Genomic DNA, 21,144 nt, shown 5'->3' with positions numbered 1-21,144 from the left:
GATCGATCATGGTGTTTATTTCCCGTCGACGATGCCGAGGCTGCGGAACCAGGGCGACTTTACCTACCATGGGGCCTGCGCGGTGACCGGTCGCCGGTCCTGTGGACGGGGCATGCCACCACCCGCCTATGTGGATCTAACACACAAGGCTCGTGGTTGCGGATGAAGGGGATAGTTCGGAATGAGCACGGTGGTGATCAAGCGAGCGGCTCGCCGGCCGGCGCCGGAGATCCCGACCGGTGAGCTCGCCGTCGACCCGCCGCCCGAGATCCCGCAGGCGGTCGGCGGCCGCTGGACGCAGGCGATGATGGTGCTGCCGATGCTCGGCGGCTCGGTGGCGATGGCCATGATGATGGGCCGCGGCGGTGGTGGCGCCTTCTCCTACGTGGTCGGTGGCCTCTTCGGCGTCTCCTCCCTCGCCATGCTCGCCACCTCGTTCGGCGGCGGCGGCGCGCCGAAGAAGGCCGAGATGATGGCCGCCCGCCGCGAGTACCTGCGCCACCTCTCCAGCCTGCGCCGCCGGGTCCGCGACACCGCGAGCCGGCAGCGGATCGGACTCTTCTACCGCCATCCCGACCCGGCGCAGCTCTGGTCGACCGCCGACAGCCACCGGGTCTGGGAGCGCCGCTCGGCCGATCCCGACTTCGGCGTCGTCCGGCTCGCCGTCGGCCCGCAGACCCTGGCCACCCCGCTGATCCCGCCGGTGACCCGGCCGCTCGAAGACCTCGAGCCGATGACCGCGGGCGCGCTGCGCCGGTTCCTCGACGCCTACTCCGTGGTGCCGGACCTGCCGGTGGCGGTGTCGCTGCGCGGCTTCGCGCGCGTCTTCATGCGCGGCCAGGGCACCGCCGGCGCGGCCGACGCGCGCGCACTGACCCGGGCCGTGCTCACCCAGCTCGCCGTCTTCCACGCGCCCGACGACCTGATCATCGCCGTCTGCGCCGGCCCCGAGCGCCGCGCGATGTGGGAATGGGTCAAGTGGCTGCCGCACAACCTGCACCCGTCCCGGACCGACCGGCTCGGCCCGGTGCGCCTCGTCGCCAGCGCCGGTCCCGACCTGGAGAAGCTGCTCGAGGACGTGATCGGCAACCGGCCCCGGTTCAACCCGGCCGGCGTGAGCACCAGCGGCCCGCACGTCGTGATCGTGCTGGACGGCGCCGACCTCAAGGGCGCCACCCAGCTCGACGACGGCATCGACGGCGTCACGGTGCTCGACCTCGACGACGTGCCGCCGCGCCTGCTCGACCGCTCGCTGCTCGTCCTCGAGGTGCGGCCGGGCGGCGCGGGGCGGCGCGAGCTGCACACGTACGCGATGGACCACGCGGCCGACGTCGGCACGCCGGACCGGCTCAGCGAGGAGCAGGCAGAGGCGGTCGCCCGGCGGCTGGCGCCGCTGCGCCTCGCCGCCATGTCGAAGTCCTCCGACACCCCGCTGGCCGCCGAGATGGGCCTGGCCGAGCTGCTCAACCTCGGCGACCCCGACTCGTTCAGCGTCGCGCAGGCCTGGCTGCCCCGGCCCAACCGGGACAAGCTGCGGGTGCCGATCGGCCTCGGCGCCGACGGCGGCGCGATCGAGCTCGACCTCAAGGAGTCGGCGCAGGACGGCATGGGCCCGCACGGCCTGCTCATCGGCGCCACCGGCTCCGGCAAGTCCGAGCTGCTGCGCACGCTGGTGCTGGCGCTCGCCGCGACGCACTCCTCCGAGACACTGAACTTCGTGCTCGTCGACTTCAAGGGCGGCGCGACGTTCTCCTCGCTGGACCGGCTGCCGCACACCGCCGCCGTCATCACCAACCTCGCCGACGAGCTCCCGCTCGTCGACCGCATGGTCGACGCCATCGACGGCGAGCTGATCCGGCGCCAGGAGCTGCTGCGCAAGGCCGGCAACTACGCCAGCCTGCGCGACTACGAGAAGGCCCGTGCGGGCGGCGCCGCGCTGCCGCCGCTGCCGTCGCTGCTGGTCATCTGCGACGAGTTCTCCGAGCTGCTCTCGGCGAAGCCCGACTTCATCGACCTGTTCGTCCAGATCGGACGGCTGGGCCGCTCGCTCGGCGTGCACCTGCTGCTGGCCAGCCAGCGCCTCGAGGAGGGCCGGCTGCGCGGCCTGGACACCCACCTGTCGTACCGGATCGGCCTGCGGACCTTCTCGGCGCTGGAGTCGCGGGCCGTGCTCGGCGTGCCGGACGCGTACGAGCTGCCCCGCTCGCCCGGGCACGGCTACCTCAAGTTCGGCACCGAGCCGCTGATCCGGTTCAAGGCCGCCTACGTGTCCGGCGCGGTCCGCAAGGCGGGCGGCCTCGGCGCCGGCGCGGCCGGCGAGGGCTCGGCACCGCAGGTGCTGTCCTACTCCACGCACTACCTGCCGGCGCCCAAGCCGGTGCGGCCCGCCCAGCCCGAGCCCGAGGAGACCCCGGAGGGCGAGAGCCTGCTGGACGTCATGGTGGGCCGGCTCGGCGGCCAGGGTCCGCCGGCGCACCAGGTCTGGCTGCCGCCGCTGAACACGTCCGTGGCGCTGGACGAGCTGCTCGGCCCGATCACCATCGACCCGGTCCGCGGCCTGGCCTTCGCGAACCCCGAGCTGCACGGCGCCCTCCAGGTGCCGATCGCCCTGATCGACAAGCCGCGCGAGCAGGTGCGCGACGTGATGTGGCTACAGCTCGGCGGGGGCGCCGGTCACGTCGCGGTCGTCGGCGGCGCGCAGTCCGGCAAGTCGACGGCGCTGCGCTCGCTGATCTGCGGGCTGGCGCTCACGCACACCCCGGCCGAGGTGCAGGTCTACTGCCTCGACTTCGGCGGCGGCTCGCTGGGCACGCTCAAGGACCTGCCGCACGTCGGCGGCGTGTACGGCCGGCTCGACTCGGTCGGCGTCCGGCGCACCGTCGGCGAGGTCTCCACCCTGCTCAACGACCGGGAGCGGCTCTTCGGCGAGCTCGGCGTCGACTCCATGTCGTCGTACCGGCGGCGGCGGGCGGCGCAGGCCGGGCTCAACAACGGCGCGGACACCGACCCGTTCGGCGACGTGTTCCTCGTGGTCGACGGCTGGTCGACGCTGCGACAGGACTACGACGAGCTCGAGGGCGTCATCACCGACATCGCCACCCGCGGCCTGTCCTACGGCATACACGTGGTCACCAGCGCGCCGCGGTGGATGGACTACCGGCCGGCGATCCGCGACCTCTTCGGCTCCCGGGTCGAGCTGCGCCTCGGCGACCCGAGCGACTCGATGGTCAACCGGCGGTCCGCGGTGAACGTGCCGGAGAAGCCAGGGCGTGGCCTCGTCGAGCACCCGACGGACAAGAACAAGAGCCTGCACCTGCTGACCGTGCGCCCCGAGCTGAGCGCGACCGGCGAGACGGCCGAGCTGGTCAAGCTGATCGCCACCAACTGGTCCGGTGCGCCGGCGCCGCGGGTGCGCCTGCTGCCGCCGTCCCTGCCGTACGCGGACATCGACCTGGCGCGGTCGACCGGCCTGCGCCTGCCGATCGGCATCGCCGAGTCGGACCTACAGCCCGTCGAGATCGACTTCGCTGGCGACCCGCACTTCCTGCTCTTCGGCGACGCCGAGTGCGGCAAGTCCTCGTTCCTGCGTGCGCTCGCCACCTCGGTCATGCGGCGGTTCGCGCCCGAGCAGGCCCGGCTCATCCTTGTCGATTACCGGCGGAGCCTGATGGACCTGCCCGAGTCCGAGCACCGCATCGGGTACGGCATCCAGGCGCAGAAGACGCTCGAGCTGATGGAGTCCGTCGCGGGCTACATGGAGCGCCGCCTGCCCGGCCCCGACGTGACGGCGCAGCAACTGCGCGAGCGGTCGTGGTGGAACGGCCCGGAGCTGTTCGTGCTCGTCGACGACTACGACCTGGTCGCGTCGGGCCCGACAAACCCGCTCGAGCCGATCATGGAATACCTGCCGCAGGCCCGCGACGTCGGCCTGCACCTGGTCGTGACGCGGCGGGCCGGCGGCGCGAGCCGGGCGATGTACGACCCGGTCATCCAGCGGCTGCGCGAGCTGTCCTCGCCGGGCCTGGTGATGTCGGGGCCGAGCGACGAGGGCACGCTCATCGGCCCGATCCGGCCCACGCTGATGCCACCTGGACGTGGTCGGCTGATGACTCGACGTGAAGGTGTGCGGCTGATTCAGCTGTCACACCTGCCGCCGTACTAACCTGCGTGGCGGATCCGTCACACATTCGGTGCGATCTGCATCGACAGACCTCAGCAACAACGCTCGGATTCGGAGTAACCTCCCTCCATCGACCGTCCCTCACCAGAATGGTCATGCCGCCAGTGAGCGCAGTGAGCGAAGCAACGAGCACGTCCCGCCGACCAGGGCGCGACGCTTCCACTCGTCCCCCGGCCTGCGGTGGTGCCCGTTGGTGAGGGCACGGGGCCTGCCGCTGAGGCTGGCCGCCGCGACCGCCGCCGCCGGGCTGTGCGCCGGCCTGAGCGCGACACCGGCACTGGCCGGGCCCGCGGCACGACCGCTCGCCGCGCCGCCGCTCGCCAACCCGCTCGCGGATCCCCTGGAGAGCCCCGAGCCCTGGATCGGTGACTCGGTCCGGGCCGAGCAGTGGCACCTGAAGACCCTGAACGTCGCCGGCGCCTGGACGTATTCGGCCGGCGCGGGCGTCATCGTCGCCGTGATCGACTCCGGCGTCGACGCCGACCACGTCGACCTGCAGGGTCAGGTGCTGCCCGGCCTCGACCTGGTCGATGCCGGCGGCGACGGCGACACCGACCTGGTCGGCCACGGCACCACGGTCTCGGCGATCATCGCGGGCCGCGGCGACGACGACGCCGGCGTGGTCGGCATCGCCCCGAAGGCGAAGATCCTCCCGATCCGCGTCCTCGACCGGGAGAACCGCTACGACGACGCGATGATCGTGGCGAAGGGCGTCCGCTGGGCCGTCGACCACGGCGCCCGGGTCGTCAACCTCTCCCTCGGCGGAAACGGCAGCAGCCCGGCCCTGGCCGCAGCGCTGGACTACGCGTTCGCCAAGGACGTGGTCGTGGTGGCCTGCACGGGCAACGCGAGCGCCTCGGCCTCCTCCACCACCGGCGTCTGGTACCCGGCCCGTGAGCCGGGGGTCATCGCGGTGGCGGGCATGGAGAAGGACGGCGACGTCCTGTGGTCGGGCTCGATCACCGGCAAGGAGACGGTCGTCTCGGCACCGGCGACGCAGCTGGTCGGCGCCCGGCCGGACGGCTACTGGCGGGTGCAGGGCACGAGCTTCGCGGCGCCGATGGTCTCGGGCACGGCGGCCCTGGTCCGCTCGCGCTGGCCGACCATGTCCGCGGGTGAGGTGGTCAACCGCATCGTCAAGACCGCGAAGGACCGCGGCCCGAAGGGCCACGACTCCCAGTACGGCTACGGCATGATCGACCCGACGGGCGCGCTGACGGCCGAGATCCCGACGGTGCTGCGCAACCCGCTGGACACGACGGCCTCGCCGGGCATCGCACGCTTCGGCAACGCCCCGGTGTCGGGCCAGGCCCAGTCGGCGCCGGACACCGCGGCCGCGGTGGGCACCAAGGCCCCGGGCGCCGACGCGGGCTCCGCGGCCCGGGCCGGCGACATGAACGTCACGGCCGCCGGTCGCGGCTGGTGGGCGGCCGGCGTGCTGTTCCTGGTGTCGGTGGTGGCGGCCCTGCTGACCTTCCGCCGCTTCGCCAGCCTCGCCTGACCCCACCCGACGAAAGAAATCGAGCCAGACCGCGCCCGACGAAGGAAGCCGACTCGGACCACGCGGGGCCACGCCCAACCAAAGAAGCCGAGCCAGACCACGCGAGGCCACGCCCAACCGAAGAAGCTGAGCCAGACCGCGCGAGGCCGCGCCCGACGAACGAAGCCGAGTCGGACCGCGAGGCCGCGCCGGGCAGACCCGGGCGGTTCTGCCATCCACCGCCGCGGGATCCGGGAGCGCGGTCAGGTAGCTGCTACCGGGCGCGGCTACCGGGTCGGTCTCAGGCGCAATCGCCGGTCTTGACGCCCCGGGTGCGTGCCACGCCCAGGTTGGCCGTGCCCGCTGCCTCCGACGCCGTCAGCGCGAAGCCCGTGGTCTGGTCGTCCGCAGCCGCCGCGAAGATCACGCCGAGCACGTCGCCGTTCGGGGCGACCAGGGGACCGCCCGAGTTGCCGCTGCGGACCTTGGCGAAGATCGTGTAGATCTCCCGGGTCACGTCGCCCGAGTCGTAGATGTCCGGGCCGGTGATGTTGCTGACGTCGCGGACCCGCGCCGACTGCGCGTTGTAGGGGCCGTCCAGCGGGTAGCCGAGCACGATCGCGTTCGCGCCGGTCGCCGCCTGCTTCTTGACGAAGGGCATCACCGGCGCGCGCAGGCCCGGCACGTAGATGACCGCAAGGTCGCGCTCCGGGTCGTAGACCACCACCTTGCCGTCCAGCCGGTCGTCGGCGGTCTCCACCTGCACGTTGCGGGTGCCCGCCACCACGTGGGCGTTCGTCATGATGCGCTCGTCGGCGTAGACGAAGCCCGAGCCCTCGATGCGGCGCGAGCAGCTCGGTGCGGTGCCCAGCACCTTGATCACCGAACGCCGGGAGTTGACGACCACCTGCGACTTCGCCAGCGCCGGATCCGGCGCCGCGACCTCGCGGGCGTTGGTGCGGGCCAGGCCGCCGAAGACGTCCGGGAAGCCGTTGGTGTTGAGCGACTCGCGAAGGCCGGCCGAGAGCGCCTGCGCCTGCTCCGGCATCAGCGTGTTGATGCCGTTCAGCACGGCGCTGCTGCGCACCTGCTTGTTGATGGCCGGGAACGGCGTCGAGCCCAGCGGCACGGCGATCAGCCACGCGACGAGCAGCACGGCCACCAGCGAGACCACCGCGCCGCCCGCGTCGTCCAGCCGCTGTAGCGGCGGGCTCGAGATCGAGTGGCGCAGCCTGGTGCCCAGCCAGCCCGCCAGGGTCTGGCCGAGCACGGCCAGAGCGAATATCGAGACCAGCGAGACGACCAGCCGCACGGTGTCGTCGGTGAACTGGTTGGCGATCAGCGGGCCGACCTGGAGGCCGATCAGGGCACCACTGAAGAAGCCCCCGAAGGAGAGCGCCCCGATGACGAAACCCTGCCGGTAGCCGCTGATGGCGAAGACCAGCATGAGCAGGATCAGGAATCCATCGACCACATGCACTCGCTCAGAGTAGAAGTGACAGTCACGTAACCACCTCATCCGAGGCGGACGGCACCGCGACCGGGGTATCGGGCAGTCTGATGAGCCGGCCGGGCTCCCACGGCCGGGCCCAGCCCGCCATGTCCAGCAGGGCCGAGATGACGCCGGCGGTGAAGCCCCAGACGAGCATCCCCCGTACCTGGAAGGCGGGTCCCACCCAGCCGCTCGGGTGCCGTACCCGGATCCGGTTCTCCGGGTCGACCAGCTCGGCGATCGGCAGCCGGGCGACGTGCGCGACCTCGGCGGGCTCGCGCGGGTGCACCGGGTGCGGCGCGTGCCACCAGGCCAGCACGGGTGTCACCACGAACCGGCTGACCGGGATGTAGAGCTCGGGCAGCTCCATCAGCACGGTCGCGCTCGCCGGGTCGAGGCCGACCTCCTCGTCGGCCTCCCGCAGGGCGGTGGCCGCCGGGTCCCGATCCGCCGGGTCGGCCGCGCCGCCCGGGAAGGCGGGCTGGCCGGCGTGGTTGCGCATGGTCGCGGCCCGCTGGAGCACCAGCAGGTCGGGCTCGCCGGGGCGGTCCTCCCCCAGCAGCACCAGCACAGCGCTCGCCCGCCCGCCGCTGGCCGGAGTGCGCAGCGGGGTGAAGTCCTCGGTACGCGCGGAGTAGGCCCGGGTCAGCAGCGGCTCCCACCAACCGGGTAGTCCTTCCGGGCGCTCGATCAGCGAGCCTTTGTCACCGTGGCCCGGTCGGCGGCTCCCGGCAGCGGTCGACGCCCCGGAATCCTCTGGTTGGGAATTGCTCACCCGGTCACCGTCACACCGGTGTGTTCGCGCACCAGGTCGCCGAGGGCCGGCCGGTCGAGGGCCTTGCCGGCGTAGACGAAACGACGGCCGTCCGCGCCGACGAAGACGGTGACCGGCAGGTTGACCTTGCCGAGCCCGGTGAGCAGCTTCTGGTCCGGGTCGAACAGCGTCGGGAACGACAGCCCCCGGCCCGCGGCGAACGAGGCGCCGGCGTCCCGGCTGTCGCGGGTGTCGACGCCGACCACGTGCAGGCGCCCGGCCGTCAGGTCGGCGAGCTCCTGCATCAACGGCAGCTCCTCGCGGCACGGCGGACACCACGAGGCCCACAGGCTGATCACGGCCGGCCCGCGCAGCCCCGCGAGCGCAAAGCTCTCCCCACCCGTGAAACAGGGCAGGGAAACCGGCGGAAGGTCCGCAGCGACGGCCGGGGCGGCGGCGGCCGGGGCGGCCGCAGACGGGCCGCTCGCGGAAGGGGCAGTTACGGAAGGGGCGGTCCCGGAAGGGCCGGTCGCGGAAGGGGCGGTCCCGGACGGAGACGGTGGCTTGGTGAGCGCCGCGCAGGCGGCGAAGGGTGATGCCGTGCCCTCGTCGTCCTGCCGCGGCGGTGCCTCCGTCGCCGTGCACGCGGCGAGCAGCAGCGCCAGGGGCGGCGTGAGCCACCGCGCAGGCCGGCTCCGGGCTCGGCTCACGGCGCTTCCGGCGTCGTGATGGCCGCGGCCGGCACCAGCCCGGGGTCGACGCCCGCGTGCGCGGCCAGGTCCCGGGCGCGCGGGCCCTTGAGCAGCTTCGCCGCCGGCGCCGCCTCGGTCGGTCCGGTGCCGTAGGAGGGGCAGAGCTTCGCCAGGGTGCACGCGCCGCAGGCCGGCTTGCGCGCGTGGCAGACCCGGCGCCCGTGGAAGATGATCCGGTGCGACAGCATGGTCCAGTCGCGCTTCTCGACCAGGTCGGCGACCAGGAATTCGATCTTGACCGGGTCCTCCTCGTCCACCCAGCCGAAGCGGTTGACCAGCCGCCGGAAGTGGGTGTCGACCGTGATGCCCGGTACGTCGAAGGCGTTGCCGAGGATGACGTTGGCCGTCTTGCGGCCGATGCCCGGCAGCGCGACCAGCTGGTCCAGCGTGCCGGGCAGCTCGCCGTCGTGGCGCTCGATCAGCGCCTGGCCCAGCTTGATCAGTGAGTCGGTCTTCGCCCGGAAGAAGCCGGTCGGCCGGAGGATCTCCTCGAGCCGGCCGCGGTCCGCGGCGGCGTAGTCGGCCGCGGTCACATACTTGGCGAAGACGGTCGGGGTGACCTCGTTGACCTTCTTGTCCGTGCACTGCGCCGACAGGATCGTCGCGACCGCGAGTTGCAGCGGCGTCTCGAAGTCGAGCTCGCAGTGCGCGTCGGGGTGCGCCTCGGCCAGCTCTCTGGCCATCTTGCGGGCCCGGCGTTTACGTCCGATCGGGGTCTCGTTCGCGAAGCGCTTTGCCGACCGGGCGAGCAGGGCCGCACCGGCGGGGGCGGCGATGACAGGACGGCTCACGCGAGCAAGAGTACGTCGCACCACCGACCGCATCGGGTCATGTACCCGTCAGCTCGGCGGCGCGATGGATCCGTCCTCACCGATGGTCGCGGCGGTGTCACCGAAGTCGGCCGCCGTGAGGTCGCGGACGCGGGCGAGGCCGCGCTCGTTCTCGCTGTCCCGGACCGGCTTGCCGGCCGAGTTCATGAAGGTCGACAGGAACCTGCCGCCGGCGAACTCGCCCTCCCGGGTCAGCGAGACGTGCAGGACGCCGCCGTACTTCAGGACGCCGCCGCTGTTGAGCGTCCTGCCGCCGCCCGCGAAGTTGCCGAGGCTGTAAGCGATCAGTTTGCCCTTGTAGAACTCCATGCCGCGCAGCACGTGCGGCCCGTGCCCGACGACCACGTCCGCGCCGGCGTCGATGACCGCGTGGGAGAACTTGATCGGATCGCCCCGGTTCTCGTGGAAGAAGATCTCGTTGCCCGGTTTCACGTGGCCCTTGTCCGAGCCCTCGGCGCCCATGTGCACCTGCACCACGACGACGTCGGCCTGGCCCGCGGCCTCCTTGATCACGGCTCGCGCCGCGTCCAGGTCGTTCAGGTTGTTCGCTCCCGCGTACGGCGAGAAGCCCACGACCGCGACCCGCACGCCCTTGACCTCGGTGACGGTGATCTGGTCCTGCGCGCCGGTGTGCTTGAGCCCGGCCTTCTCGAGCGCCGCGACGGTGTTCCGGTAGCCCTGGGTGCCGAAGTCCTTGGAGTGGTTGTTCGCCGTGTTCATCAGCTCGAAGCCGGCGTCGACCAGGTGCTCGGCGTACGCGGGCGGCGAGCGGAACGCGTAGCAGTTGTCGCTCGGCGGCGTGCCGCACTTGGAGGTGCCGGTGTCGTCGGTGAGTGGCTGCTCGAGGTTGCCCATCACCAGGTCGGACTTCAGGGCCTCCTTCACCGAGTCGAAGAAGCCCTCGCCGTCGCCGGCCGGCAGCTTGTTCGGCGCGCTGCCCATGATGATGTCGCCGGTCGCCGAGAACGTGATCGACTCACCGACCGCCGCGGATTCCGTGTCGGGGGCCTTGGCGGGCGCCGAGGCGGGGGCCGAGGACGGGGGGACCTTCCAGACCGGGGCGGCGACCTCTCCGGATCCACGATCCGCAAGGGCTACGCCGCCGAGTGCCGCGCTCGCGAGGACGGCGGCGGCGATGGTCACGGTGAGAATCGGGCGGCCGAACAGACCGCGCCGCGGGGGCTGGGCATTCATCGACGGGAACGATACCGTCGGCTGGCGGGCGGGGGCGACCATCGAACGGCCGGTCATTGCTCACCGGGAGCGACGATTCTTCGGACCCGGGCGGCGCGACCGGTTACGCTGCGAGATCTTGATTGAGGGGTGCCCGCCCGGTTGAGGCCCGCGTGCGCCTAGACTGATCGTGCGCGGCGAAAACGCGTAGTCGGAGGTACAGCGATGGATGAGGTACTGGCTCGCAGCGGGATCTTCCAGGGCGTTGACCCGGAGGCTGCCGAGGCGCTCGCCAAGGAGATGGAGACGATCGAGTTCCGCAAGGGCGACATCGTCTTCAATGAGGGCGAGGCGGGTGACAGCCTTTACATCGTTCTCTCCGGCAAGATCAAGCTTGGTCGCCGAGCGGCGGACGGACGGCAGAACCTGGTCTCGATCATGGGTCCGTCGGACATGCTCGGTGAGCTGTCGCTGTTCGACCCCGGTCCGCGGACGGCGACTGCCACCGCGGTAACCGACACGCGCCTGGCGCGACTGAAGAAGTCGTCGCTGCGCCCGTGGTTGAACAACCGGCCGGAGATCGCCGAGCAGTTGCTGCGGGTGCTCGCCCGCAGGCTGCGCCGGACGAACGACGCGCTCGCGGACCTGATCTTCACCGACGTGCCCGGCCGGGTGGCGAAGAACCTGCTCCAGATGGCGGGCCGGTTCGGCACCCGGGACGGCGGCGTCCTGCGGGTCACGCACGACCTGACCCAGGAGGAGCTGGCGCAGCTCGTCGGCGCCTCGCGGGAGACGGTCAACAAGGCGCTCGCGGACTTCGCGTCCCGCGCCTGGCTGCGGCTCGACGGCAAGAGCGTCATCATTCTCGACCCGGAGCGCCTGGCCCGCCGAGCGCGGGTCTGACCCGCCCGGCGGAGCCTTCCGGTTCCGCCAGGCGAGACGAGGTCCAGCACGACAGGGGCCGTCCTTATGGGCGGCCCCTTGACTGCGTGTACGCACACCTGATCAGGGGACAAAGCCGCCACACCATGATCCGTGTCGCACCCGGTCGGCCGCTCGTTACGGAGGTGGTCGAGAGGCACTAGACGGGTGAGAGGGCGCGGGCTTTGAAGATGGTGGCGGGCACGCAGCGCAGCGAAAGCCGTGCGGGCACGGCAGAGGTGACCCCGTGACCGTGCTCGCCACCGCGATCGACCCGCGCACGCCGGCCTACCTGGAGAGCCGCAGCGCGATGCTGGAGCGGCTGGTCGAGCTCGAGGCCGCGCTGGAGGCGGCGCGCGCGGGTGGCGGCGAGAAGTGGGTCACCAGGCATCACGCCCGCGGCAAGCTGCTGCCGCGGGAGCGGGTCGAGATGCTCCTCGATCAGGACAGCCCGTTCCTCGAGCTGTCGCCGGTCGCCGCGTGGGGCTCGGAGTTCCCGGTCGGGGCGAGCGTGGTCACCGGCATCGGCGTGGTCGAGGGCGTCGAGTGCGTGGTCATCGCCAACGACCCGACGGTGGACGGCGGCGCCGTCAACCCGTACACGGTCGAGAAGATCAGGCGGGCCGCCCGGATCGCGTCGGTGAACCGCCTGCCGCTGGTGAATCTCGTGGAATCGACGGGCGCGGCCGCGCCGGCGGGTCCGCCGCCGGGCGGCGCCATCGCCCGCGACCTCAGCCAGCTCACCGCGGACCGGGTGCCGACGGTCTGCGTGGTCTTCGGGGCGACGACCGGGGACGCGGCCTACCTGCCCGCGCTCTCCGACTACACGATCATGGTGCGCGGGCACGCGAAGATGCTCACCATCCACCCGCAGCCGGTCCGCGTGGCCGGGGCGAACGGGCGGCCCGCGCCCGAGGTGCGCAGCACGCCGACCGTCCCGGCCGGGGTCACCGGCCCGGCCGACCAGCTGGCCGAGGACGAGCGGGACGGTCTGCGGCTGGCCCGGCAGTGCGTGCGCCGGTTCAACTGGCGCAAGCGCGGCCCCGCGCCGCGGCACTGCATGCCGAACCCGCCGAAGTACGACGCCGAGGACCTGCTGACCATGGCCGGCGCCGACCCGGCGACGGTGTTCGAGCCGCGCGAGGTGCTCGCCCGGATCCTGGACGGCAGCGACTTCGACGAGTTCAAGCCGACGCAGGGCACGGCGCTGGTGACCGGCTGGGGCGAGCTGCACGGCTACCCGATCGGCGTGCTCGCCAACCTGGGCGGGGCGTTCTCGCCGGCCGAGACCCAGAAGGCCGTGCACTTCATCCAGCTGGCCAACGCCACCGCGACCTCGCTGCTGTTCGTGCAGTACACGGGCGCGCAGGCCGCCGAGGCGCACGAGGCCGCCGACGTACGGCACGGTGCCCCGCTGGTGCACGCCGTCGCGAAGTCGACGGTGCCGCACCTGACCCTGATGATCGGCGGCACCCCCGCCGAGGAGGCCGGCGGCATCTACGGCCGGGCCTACGAGCCGCGGTTCCTGTTCAGCTGGCCGGTGGAGCGACCCGTGGAGGGTTCGGGCCCGGGCGGCAAGCTGCCCGACGACGGCGTGATCGACCCCCGTGACACCCGCACGGTGCTCGGGCTCTGCCTGTCCGCGGTGCACAGCGCGGCCGTCGAGGGCGCCGAGCACGTCGGCGTCTTCCGACCCTGAAGTAAGTCCCTGAAGTTCTGAGAGGCAGACCCGTGATCCGACGTCTTCTGGTGGCCAACCGCGGCGAGATCGCCCGCCGGGTGTTCTCCACCTGCCGCCTGGTCGGCATCGAGACGGTCGCCGTCTACTCCGATGCCGATTCCGATGCCCAGCACGTCACGGAGGCGGACTACGCCGTCCACCTCTCCGGCGGCACCGCGGCCTCGACGTATCTGCGCGGCGACCTGATCATCGCCGCCGCCCGCCGGGCCGGCGCGAACGCCATCCATCCCGGCGACGGTGCGCTCGCCGAGGACCCGGAGTTCGCCGCGGCGGTCGCGGACGCCGGAATGATCTGGGTCGGCCCGCCGGCGAAGACGCTCGGCATGCTGCACAGCAAGATCGAGACCAAGGCCGTGGTCGCGGAGGCCGGCGTCCCGGTGCTACCGACCGCGACCGACCCGGAACAGATCACCGACTTCCCGGTGCTCATCAAGCCGGACAGCGGCCGGGGCGGCCAGGGCATGCGGGTCGTGCGCGACCCGCACACCCTCGCCGAGGCGGTGGCCTCGACCCGGCAGGAGATCGGCGACGAGATCTTCTGCGAGCCGTACGTGGAGAACGTCCGGCACATCGAGGTGCCGATCATCGCGGACACGCACGGCGCGGTGGTGCCGTTCGGCGAGCGCGAGTGCTCGGTGCAGCGCCGCTACCAGAAGATCATCGAGGAGACGCCGTCGCCGGCGGTCGACCCCGCGCTGCGCGAGGAGCTGTGCCGGGCGGCGATCATCGCGGTCCGGGCCATCGGGTACGTGGGCGCCGGCGCGGTCGAGTTCCTGCTCGACTCCGAGGGCGACTTCTGGTTCCTCGAGCTGACGCCGAGCCTCCAGGTGGAGCACGCCGTCACCGAGTGCGTCTCCGGCTACGACCTGGTCCGCCTCCAGCTACTCGTCTCCGAGGGCGGTCACCTGCCGATGCCGGGGCCGCCGCCGATCCGCGGGCACGCCATCGAGGTGCGGATCTGCGCCGAGGATCCCGCGTACGCGTGGCTGCCCGCGTCCGGCACCCTGCACCGGTTCGGCGTACCCGATGTGGCGGGCTCCTTCCGGCCGCTGCCGCAGCCGGGGCTGCGCCTGGACACCGGCGTGACGGACGGCTCGGTGGTCGGCCTGCAGGGCGACTCGATGCTGGCCAAGCTGGTGGCCTGGGCGCCGACCCGGCAGGAGGCGGCGCGGATGCTCGCGTCGGCGCTGACCCGGACCCAGCTGCACGGCGTCGTCACCAACCGGGACCTGCTCGTCCGGGTGCTGCGGCACCAGGCGTTCCGGGCCGGCGACGTGGACACCGGCTTCCTGGACCGGCACCCCGAGGTGTTCGCGCCGCTGCTCTCCTCCGTGGACGCGGTGCGGATCTCGTGCCTGGCCGCGGCGCTCGCCGGCGCCGCCGCCCGGCGGGCGATCGCGCCCGTGCTCGCCTCGCTGCCCTCGGGCTGGCGCAACGTGCCGTCCGGCTCGCAGACCGCCGTCTACGACGGCCCGGCCGGCCCGGTCGAGGTCGGCTACCGGATGAACCGGCACGGCGAGCTGGCCGGCTGGTGGGTGCGCTCGGTGGACCCGGAGGAGCTGGACCTCGCCGGCCTCGGCCAGGCACCGACGCTCGACGACCATCCGCCGACGATGGTCGTGCACGCCGACGGCGGCCGGGTCGACCTCGACGTCAACGGGATCCGGCTGAGCCTCAAGGTGCACCGGGTCGGCGACATCTCCTACGTGGACAGCCCGGAGGGCTCGGTGACGCTGCGGGAGCTGTCCCGCTTCCCGCTGCCCTCGCCGGAGGCCACCGAGGGCTCGCTGATCGCCCCGCTGCCCGGTGCCGTGCGCCGGGTGCTGGTGGTGCCGGGCCAGCGGGTGCGGGCCGGCGAGCTGCTGCTCACGCTGGAGGCCATGAAGCTCGAACACCCGGTGCACGCCCCGTCGGCCGGGGTGGTCGCCTCGCTGCCGGTACGCCCGGGAGCGGAGGTCGACACGGGCGAGCTGCTGGCCGTCCTCGACCCCGAGTAAGCCCCGAGTGAGGCTCAGCCGCGGGCCAGCACCGGCCCGCGTAGCTGGTCGGCGCCCTGGCCGGCCAGGCACCGGAACACCCGGTCCGCGGCGGTCGGCGGCAGCACCGACAGCGCCCACTCGGAGCTGTCGGTGCGGGTCGTGGTGCGGCGGAACGTCGCCCGGCTGCACACCTTGCGCACGGTCCGGTCGGCGGTGACCGCGATCCGGTCCTCCGCTCGCACGCCGTTCGGCAGTTCGCCGATGGCGAAGACCTCCCAGCTGTGCGGCAGCGAGCAGGCGACCCGCCGCGCGATCGGGCCGCTGTCGGTACGCCGGGTGTAGCACTCGACCTCGTCGGGGCAGTACGCCTTGCCGACGGCGCAGCCCGGCAGGCGGGACAGCGCGACCGGCACGGTGGAGGCGGCGGGCCCCGAGAGCCGGCCGGCCAGCGAACGCATCTTCGGCCCCTGCGACGAGGCCAGCAGGGCACCGCCGACCGAGGCCGCCAGCAGCAGGAACACCCCGAAGCCGCCGAACAGCCACTTCCGCTTGCCGCGCTTGCGCGGGTCGGTGTGCACGGTCGGCGTCTCGTCCTCGCCCTGCACGTCGCGGGTCGGCGACACCGGCGGGCGCGGCCGCGGATCCAGCGGCATGGGCCGGGGCACCGGCGGCTGGAACGTCGAGGCGCGGTAGATCGTCGGCGCCGGCTGCCCGCCGGCCGGCCCGAGGTGCAGCCCGGTGAGCAGCTCGCGGAGCTGCGCCGCCGTCGGGCGGGCCCGGGGATCGTTCGCCATCCCGTACCGGAGGATCTCGGTGAGCGCGCGCGGCACGCCCGGCAGCTCCGGGATCGGCTGGTGGAAGAGGTCCATCAGCGTGATGAGGCTGGGGCTGCGTTCGGTGTCCCAGCGGGGCGGCCGGCCGTGCATCACCGCGTAGAGGGTGGCGCAGAGCGCGTAGACGTCGACCGCGCCGGACGGGTCGGCGTGCGAGAACATCTCCGGCGGCGCGTAGGCCGGGGTGAGCACCTCGAGGGTGACCGACGAGTCGCGCATCTCGCCGAGCACGGCCAGCCCGAAGTCGGCGAGCACGGCCGGGTTGAAGTGCGAGTACAGGATGTTGGCCGGCTTGACGTCGCGGTGCAGCACCCCGTTGGCGTGCGAGTGCACCAGGGCGTCGGCGATCTTGACGCCGAGGTCGCGTGCCTCGGCGGCGGCGAGCGGGGAGACCCGCATCCGGTCGAGGTACGACCCGTCGCAGAGCTCCATGATCAGGTACGGGTGCTGGTCGACGGTGACGCCGACGTCGAAGAGGTCGACGACGTGCGGGTGCGAGGACATCCGCCCGGCGGCCTTCGCCTCGCGCAGGAACCGTGCCTGGTCCCGGGCGTTGTCGAGGGTCCGGTTCTCGACCTTGATGGCGACGTCACGGCCCACCGAATCCTGAGTGGCGCGGTAGACGGTCACGTACCCACCTCGGGCCATTACCGACAAGCCGGACATGCCTGGCACGTATGGCGCGGGCAGACGGCCGGGCGGAGTGTCGGTCACGGATTAGAAAATACGCGACCGTTGGTCGGGTTCATCCGGGCACGTCAGACGCGTACGCGACAGATTCCGGCGGTTCCACCGTGGAATGTGCCAACGCGTCGCGAAGTTCCTCGGCGGAGACCCGCTCGCTCAGCTGCTCTGTCGAGTGCGCGAGCAGCACCGCCTCCTCCGCGGCGACCCTGGCCTCGGCCATCGCGCCGGCCGCCGCATTCACCCGGGCGAGGACCATCGCCGCGATGACACCGCTGCGCACATCCTCGGCCGGAACCTCCCGGGCGCGCCGGATCCACGTCGCCGCGTCATCGATCCGCCCGTCGGCGAGCAGCGCGGACGCGTACGACACGAGCGACTGCCGCCGCGAGAAGAGCAGCGAGCCGCCGGTGTCGCTAGCGATCGGCGCGAGCAGCCCGACCGCCGTCGCGGCGTCGCCCGCGCGCAGGCGCGCCTCGGCGAGCAGCACCCGCGGACCGACCTGTGCCGGCGCGAGCGGATTGTGCGGCTCCACCGCGATCATCACCCGGCGGGCGTCGGCCTCGGCCGCCTCGACGTCGCCGCGGTGCAGCGCCACGAAGCCGCGCAGCGTGCCGGCCATGCCCAGCAGCAGCGGGTGCCCGGTGCGGGCGGCGAACTCGAGCGCGTCGGTGAGCAGGTCCTCGGCGTGCTCGGGCTCGCCGAGGCCCCGGGCGATCGCGCCGCGCACGACGAGCGCGAGCCCGCGGCCCCAGTCGTCGGAGACGGCCGCGAAGTCCCGGTACGCCCGGCGCGCCTCGGCGTCCGCCTCGGACAGGTCGCCCAGCTCGGCGGCCGCGTACGCCTCGACGGCCCGCAGCGTGCCCACCGCCCAGCCCTCGCCGACGCGGTCGCCGAAGGGCAGGAAGATCCGGGCCAGCCGCCGCGACTCGTGCAGCCGGCCGGCCAGCAGCCGCGCGAAGGCGGTCGTGCCGCGCAGCCAGGACCGCCCGACCGGGTCGCCCAGCTCGGCGAAGAGCCGGGCGGCGCGGCCGAGAACGGCGTCCGTGCCCGCGAAGTCGCCCCGGGTCGTGGTCACCCAGGCCAGGTTCTGCAGCGCCCAGGCCTGACCGTGCCGGTCGCCCGCCGCGAGCGTCACCTGGTAGGCCGCCGCGAACCGGCTGCTCGCCTGGCTCAGCTTGCCGGCCAGGAAGTCGGCCATGCCGAGCCGGCGCATGGCGTTGGCGCGCTCCGGCGCCAGCTCGGCCGCGGTGGCGACGTCCAGCGCCTGCTGCCAGGCCGCGATCGCCCGCGAGGTGTCGCCGAGCGCCTCCTCCGCGCGGCCGACGACCAGCAGGGCCTCGGCGCGGCACACCGGCTCCTCGTCCGCGCTCGCGGCGATCTTCTCGCCGTATGCGAGCGCCTCCGACGCCCGGCCGAGCCGCAGCAGCGCGCGGGCGTGCACCAGCTGGTCGGAGAGGGGCAGGCCGTCGCGGGCGATGGTGGCGGCGCGCTCCGCGTACTGGATGGAGGCGGCCGGTTCGATCTTGGCAAGCGCCCGCCGGGCCATCCGGCCGAGTGCGGCGACGCCCAGCGGGATCACGTCGCGGGCGGCGGCGTCGGGGCGCAGCCGCACGGCGTCGGCCAGCTCGACCGCGCACTCGGCGTGGGTGGCGACGAACGCGTCCCGTTCGTTCTCGCCGAGGCTGAGCCGCCCGGCGCCGTCGTAGCCGAGTGCCGTGACGGTCTCGGGCGCCGCCCAGCGCGCCAGGTACGCGTGCCGGTCGGCGAGGTCGGCCTTGCCGAGCCCCGCGTACGCGGCCTCGCGCATCAGCGGCGTGCTGAAGGCGTATCCGCCGCGGACGCGGTGCAGCATGCGGCGCTGCAACAGCTCGTCGACCGCGCGTTCGAGCTCGACGGCCGCGACCGCACCCGGCCGGGCGTCGGTGGGCGCACGCCGCTCGCGCAGAGCCTCGATGACGCCGGTCGGCACGGTGTCCCCGACGACGGCCGCGTCGCGCAGCACCGAGCGCGGCTCGGTCGGCAGCGCGTCGATGCGGGCCGCCAGGACCGCGGCGAGGTCGCGGGAGAGCAGCTGGCTGCCCATCGAGCCGGCCGCGAGGTGCCACTTGCCGGCCGCGTTGGCGCCGACGGCCGGCGTCAGCGCGCCGCGCTCCATCAGCAGCGTCACGAGCTCGGCCAGGTAGAACGCGTTGCCCTGCGCGGTGGCGAGCAGCCGGTCCGCGTCGGGCTGCGGCAGCTTGCCGCCGTTGAGGTATGAGGTGAGCAGCCGGGCCGCGTCCGCGCCGCGCAGCGGCGGCAGCGTGTGGATCTCGGCGTCGGCGAGCCGGGTCAGCGCGCCGGCGGTGCGCACCAGCTCCGGGCGGCCGAGCAGCAGCAGGACCACCGGCCCGTCCAGGCGGGAGAGCACCGCGCCCAGCGCGTCGATCGTCTCGGCGGTCGCGTCGTGCAGGTCGTCGACGATGACGACCAGCGGCGCCTCCCGGGCCAGCGCGCTGAGCAGCCCCGCGACCGCGATCGGGATGGTCTCCGTCTCCGGCCGCGCGCCGCCGGTCGGCTGGTACTCCGCCACCGCGGCCGGGCCGACCGGGTTGACCGGCGTCTCGCCGTAGCCGAGCAGCGCGAGCAGCCGCTCGATGTCGATCTCGGGAGCCCCGCCGTCGCGGCCGAGCCGGGTGGCGAGCTTGCGCAGCCGCTCCTCGACGACCGGGCGGGTGATCGTCGACGCCACGTCCTTCGGCAGGCCGACGGACTTGCGGACCAGGTCGGCCAGCGGCGCGAAGCGGCGGCGCTCGCCGAACGCGCGGCAGCGTGCCCGCAGCACCCGGGCGCCGGTGTGCCCGGCGAACCGGCCCGCGCCGACGTCGTAGCCGGCCGCGAAGCGCTTGACCTCGGCCGCGAATCGGGTCTTGCCGATGCCGGCCTCGGCGGTCATCACCATCACCCGGGGCGTGCCGGAGTCGACGACCTCGGCGAGCCGGCCGGACACCCGGCCCAGCTCGGTCTCGCGGCCGACGAACGGCGCCTCGTCGCCGAGGCCGGACCGGGTGCCGGGCGCGTCGTGCAGGCCGAGCAGCTCGTACGCCGGCACCGGCTCGCGCTTGCCCTTGAGCCGCAGCGCACGCAGCTGCCGCCAGGAGGCGACGTGCCGGGTGCCGGCCGAGGTGCGCGATCCCGCGTAGACCGCGCCGACCGCGGCGGCGTCGGCGAGGCGTGCGGCCGTGTTCACCGTGTCGCCGATGACCGTGTACTCGATCGAGGCCTGGATGCCCGCGACGACCTCGCCGGTGTTGAGGCCGACCCGCAGGCCCAGCGGGGCGCCGCCGCCGCGCTCGTCGTCCAGCACCCGCCGCACGGCGCGCTGCATGCTCAGGGCGGCCCGCACGGCTCGCTCGGCGTCGTCCTCGTGCGCGACCGGCGCGCCGAAGACGGCCATGATGCCGTCGCCGGTGAGTTTGTCGACGTGGCCGCCGAAGGTCTTGACCGCGCCCGCGAGCGCCGCGAGCACCCGGTCGGTCACCGCGCCGACCCGCTCGGGGTCCAGATCCTCGGACCAGGACGTGAAGTCGGAGAGGTCGCCGAAGAGCACGGTGACGATCCGCCGCTCCGCCGCGGGCAGAGTGGCGGCAGCGGGCAGCGCGGCACCGCAGTTGTGGCAGAAACGGGCACCGGGCACGGCGACGGTTCCACACACGGGACAGGTCACAGCGGGTCCAACTGTTCCAGGGGTCGCTGTGATTCCCGCCTCAGGTACTCGAGTTGCGCGCGCACCGACCACTCGGCCGCGAAACGGACACCGGGTGCGATGTCGGGGTACACGGCGTCGACGACCGCCGCCGCGGAGCCGGCTCCGGCCGCGACCGCGGCTCTCACCTGAGCGAGCCGCTCACGGCGGTGGTCGAGATAGGACCGCGCGACCGCCGCGCAGTCGGCCCGCGCCGGGCCGTGCCCGGGCAGCATCAAGATCTTCTCGTACGCCGTGAGCGCACCGAGGCTCGTCAGGTACGCGGCCAGGTCGCCGTCCGGCCACGCCACCACCGTCGTGCCGCGGCCCAGAATGGTGTCGCCGGTGAACACGACGCGCTCGCCCGCGCAGTCCGCCACGAAGCACACGGAGTCGGCGGTGTGCCCGGGCGTGTCCAGCACGCGCAGCTCCAGGCCGCCGACGCCGAGCGTGCCCGCGCGATCCAGCGGCTCCGCGGCGACGCCGTGCCGGGGGTCGGCCGCCAGCACCGGGACCCCGCCCAGGATCTCGGAGAGGCGGGCGGCGCCGTCGACGTGGTCGTGGTGACCGTGTGTGACGAGAATGAACTGGAACGGTCCGT

The 21,144-nt window shown here is 73.3% G+C and carries 13 protein-coding genes; 5 read left to right on the top strand and 8 right to left on the bottom strand.

What is annotated here, in order from left to right; genetic code table 11:
- Window positions 1–181 precede the first annotated feature (181 nt).
- Together eccCa and mycP are read left to right on the top strand one after the other, a co-directional pair.
- Entirely contained in the window at window positions 182–4,162 is a 3,981-nt protein-coding gene (gene eccCa / locus BJ971_RS00065) for a type VII secretion protein EccCa (RefSeq protein WP_184988094.1), read from the top strand.
- 211 nt (window positions 4,163–4,373) lie between these two features.
- Complete coding sequence (gene mycP, locus BJ971_RS00060) at window positions 4,374–5,681, top strand: type VII secretion-associated serine protease mycosin (protein ID WP_377884551.1); 1,308 nt, start codon at window positions 4,374–4,376, stop codon at window positions 5,679–5,681.
- 280 nt (window positions 5,682–5,961) lie between these two features.
- Here mycP and BJ971_RS00055 read toward each other — a convergent pair whose 3' ends face one another.
- The 5 genes from BJ971_RS00055 to BJ971_RS00035 form a co-directional block, all read right to left on the bottom strand.
- Entirely contained in the window at window positions 5,962–7,140 is a 1,179-nt protein-coding gene (locus tag BJ971_RS00055) for a MarP family serine protease (protein WP_184988090.1), read from the bottom strand.
- A 22-nt stretch (window positions 7,141–7,162) separates the two neighbouring features.
- Window positions 7,163–7,843, bottom strand: coding sequence for an NUDIX hydrolase (locus BJ971_RS00050; RefSeq protein ID WP_184998530.1), 681 nt, complete (start codon window positions 7,841–7,843; stop codon window positions 7,163–7,165).
- Between the two features lie 80 nt (window positions 7,844–7,923).
- A complete protein-coding gene (locus tag BJ971_RS41905) occupies window positions 7,924–8,616 on the bottom strand; it encodes a TlpA family protein disulfide reductase (RefSeq protein WP_239087865.1) in 693 nt (230 codons plus the stop codon).
- Window positions 8,613–9,449 carry an endonuclease III gene (gene nth, locus BJ971_RS00040; protein WP_311772717.1) on the bottom strand — a complete coding sequence of 279 codons (837 nt, stop codon included), beginning with the start codon at window positions 9,447–9,449 and terminating at the stop codon, window positions 8,613–8,615. The genes BJ971_RS41905 and nth overlap by 4 nt, the downstream gene beginning before the upstream one ends.
- 48 nt (window positions 9,450–9,497) lie before the next feature.
- On the bottom strand, window positions 9,498–10,682 hold the full coding sequence (locus BJ971_RS00035) for a CapA family protein (protein ID WP_184988086.1): 1,185 nt from the start codon (window positions 10,680–10,682) through the stop codon (window positions 9,498–9,500).
- A 204-nt stretch (window positions 10,683–10,886) separates the two neighbouring features.
- Here BJ971_RS00035 and BJ971_RS00030 point away from each other — a divergent pair, with 204 nt between their 5' ends.
- The 3 genes from BJ971_RS00030 to BJ971_RS00020 all read left to right on the top strand — a co-directional run bounded on the left by BJ971_RS00030 (window position 10,887) and on the right by BJ971_RS00020 (window position 15,320).
- Entirely contained in the window at window positions 10,887–11,564 is a 678-nt protein-coding gene (locus tag BJ971_RS00030) for a Crp/Fnr family transcriptional regulator (protein WP_023562908.1), read from the top strand.
- Between the two features lie 265 nt (window positions 11,565–11,829).
- Window positions 11,830–13,281: a carboxyl transferase domain-containing protein gene (locus BJ971_RS00025; RefSeq protein WP_184988085.1), complete on the top strand. Its 1,452-nt coding sequence runs from the start codon at window positions 11,830–11,832 to the stop codon at window positions 13,279–13,281.
- Window positions 13,282–13,313: 32 nt separating this feature from the next.
- A complete protein-coding gene (locus BJ971_RS00020; RefSeq protein ID WP_184988080.1) occupies window positions 13,314–15,320 on the top strand; it encodes an ATP-binding protein in 2,007 nt (668 codons plus the stop codon).
- Between the two features lie 14 nt (window positions 15,321–15,334).
- On the opposite strand, the gene BJ971_RS00015 is transcribed toward BJ971_RS00020, so the two are convergent.
- The 3 genes from BJ971_RS00015 to BJ971_RS00005 all read right to left on the bottom strand — a co-directional run.
- Window positions 15,335–16,849, bottom strand: coding sequence for a serine/threonine-protein kinase (locus BJ971_RS00015; protein ID WP_184988077.1), 1,515 nt, complete (start codon window positions 16,847–16,849; stop codon window positions 15,335–15,337).
- Window positions 16,850–16,880: 31 nt separating this feature from the next.
- On the bottom strand, window positions 16,881–20,525 hold the full coding sequence (locus BJ971_RS00010; RefSeq protein WP_184988075.1) for an adenylate/guanylate cyclase domain-containing protein: 3,645 nt from the start codon (window positions 20,523–20,525) through the stop codon (window positions 16,881–16,883).
- Window positions 20,522–21,144: MBL fold metallo-hydrolase (locus tag BJ971_RS00005; protein WP_184988072.1), on the bottom strand; the 623-nt coding region annotated here is incomplete at its 5' end. The genes BJ971_RS00005 and BJ971_RS00010, both read right to left, overlap by 4 nt.

It is taken from the genome of Amorphoplanes digitatis (assembly GCF_014205335.1).
GTDB classification, from domain to species: Bacteria; Actinomycetota; Actinomycetes; order Mycobacteriales; family Micromonosporaceae; genus Actinoplanes; species Actinoplanes digitatus.
Note: the sequence above shows the minus strand (reverse complement) of the source record. Positions and strands in the feature narration are given on the sequence as shown.

What these genes read in the sequence shown, in the direction of transcription:
- BJ971_RS00030 (WP_023562908.1), top strand. Translation starts at nt 10,887, where the DNA reads ATGGATGAGGTACTGGCTCGCAGCGGGATCTTCCAGGGCGTTGACCCG.
- BJ971_RS00035 (WP_184988086.1), bottom strand. Translation starts at nt 10,682, where the DNA reads ATGAATGCCCAGCCCCCGCGGCGCGGTCTGTTCGGCCGCCCGATTCTC.
- eccCa (WP_184988094.1), top strand. Translation starts at nt 182, where the DNA reads ATGAGCACGGTGGTGATCAAGCGAGCGGCTCGCCGGCCGGCGCCGGAG.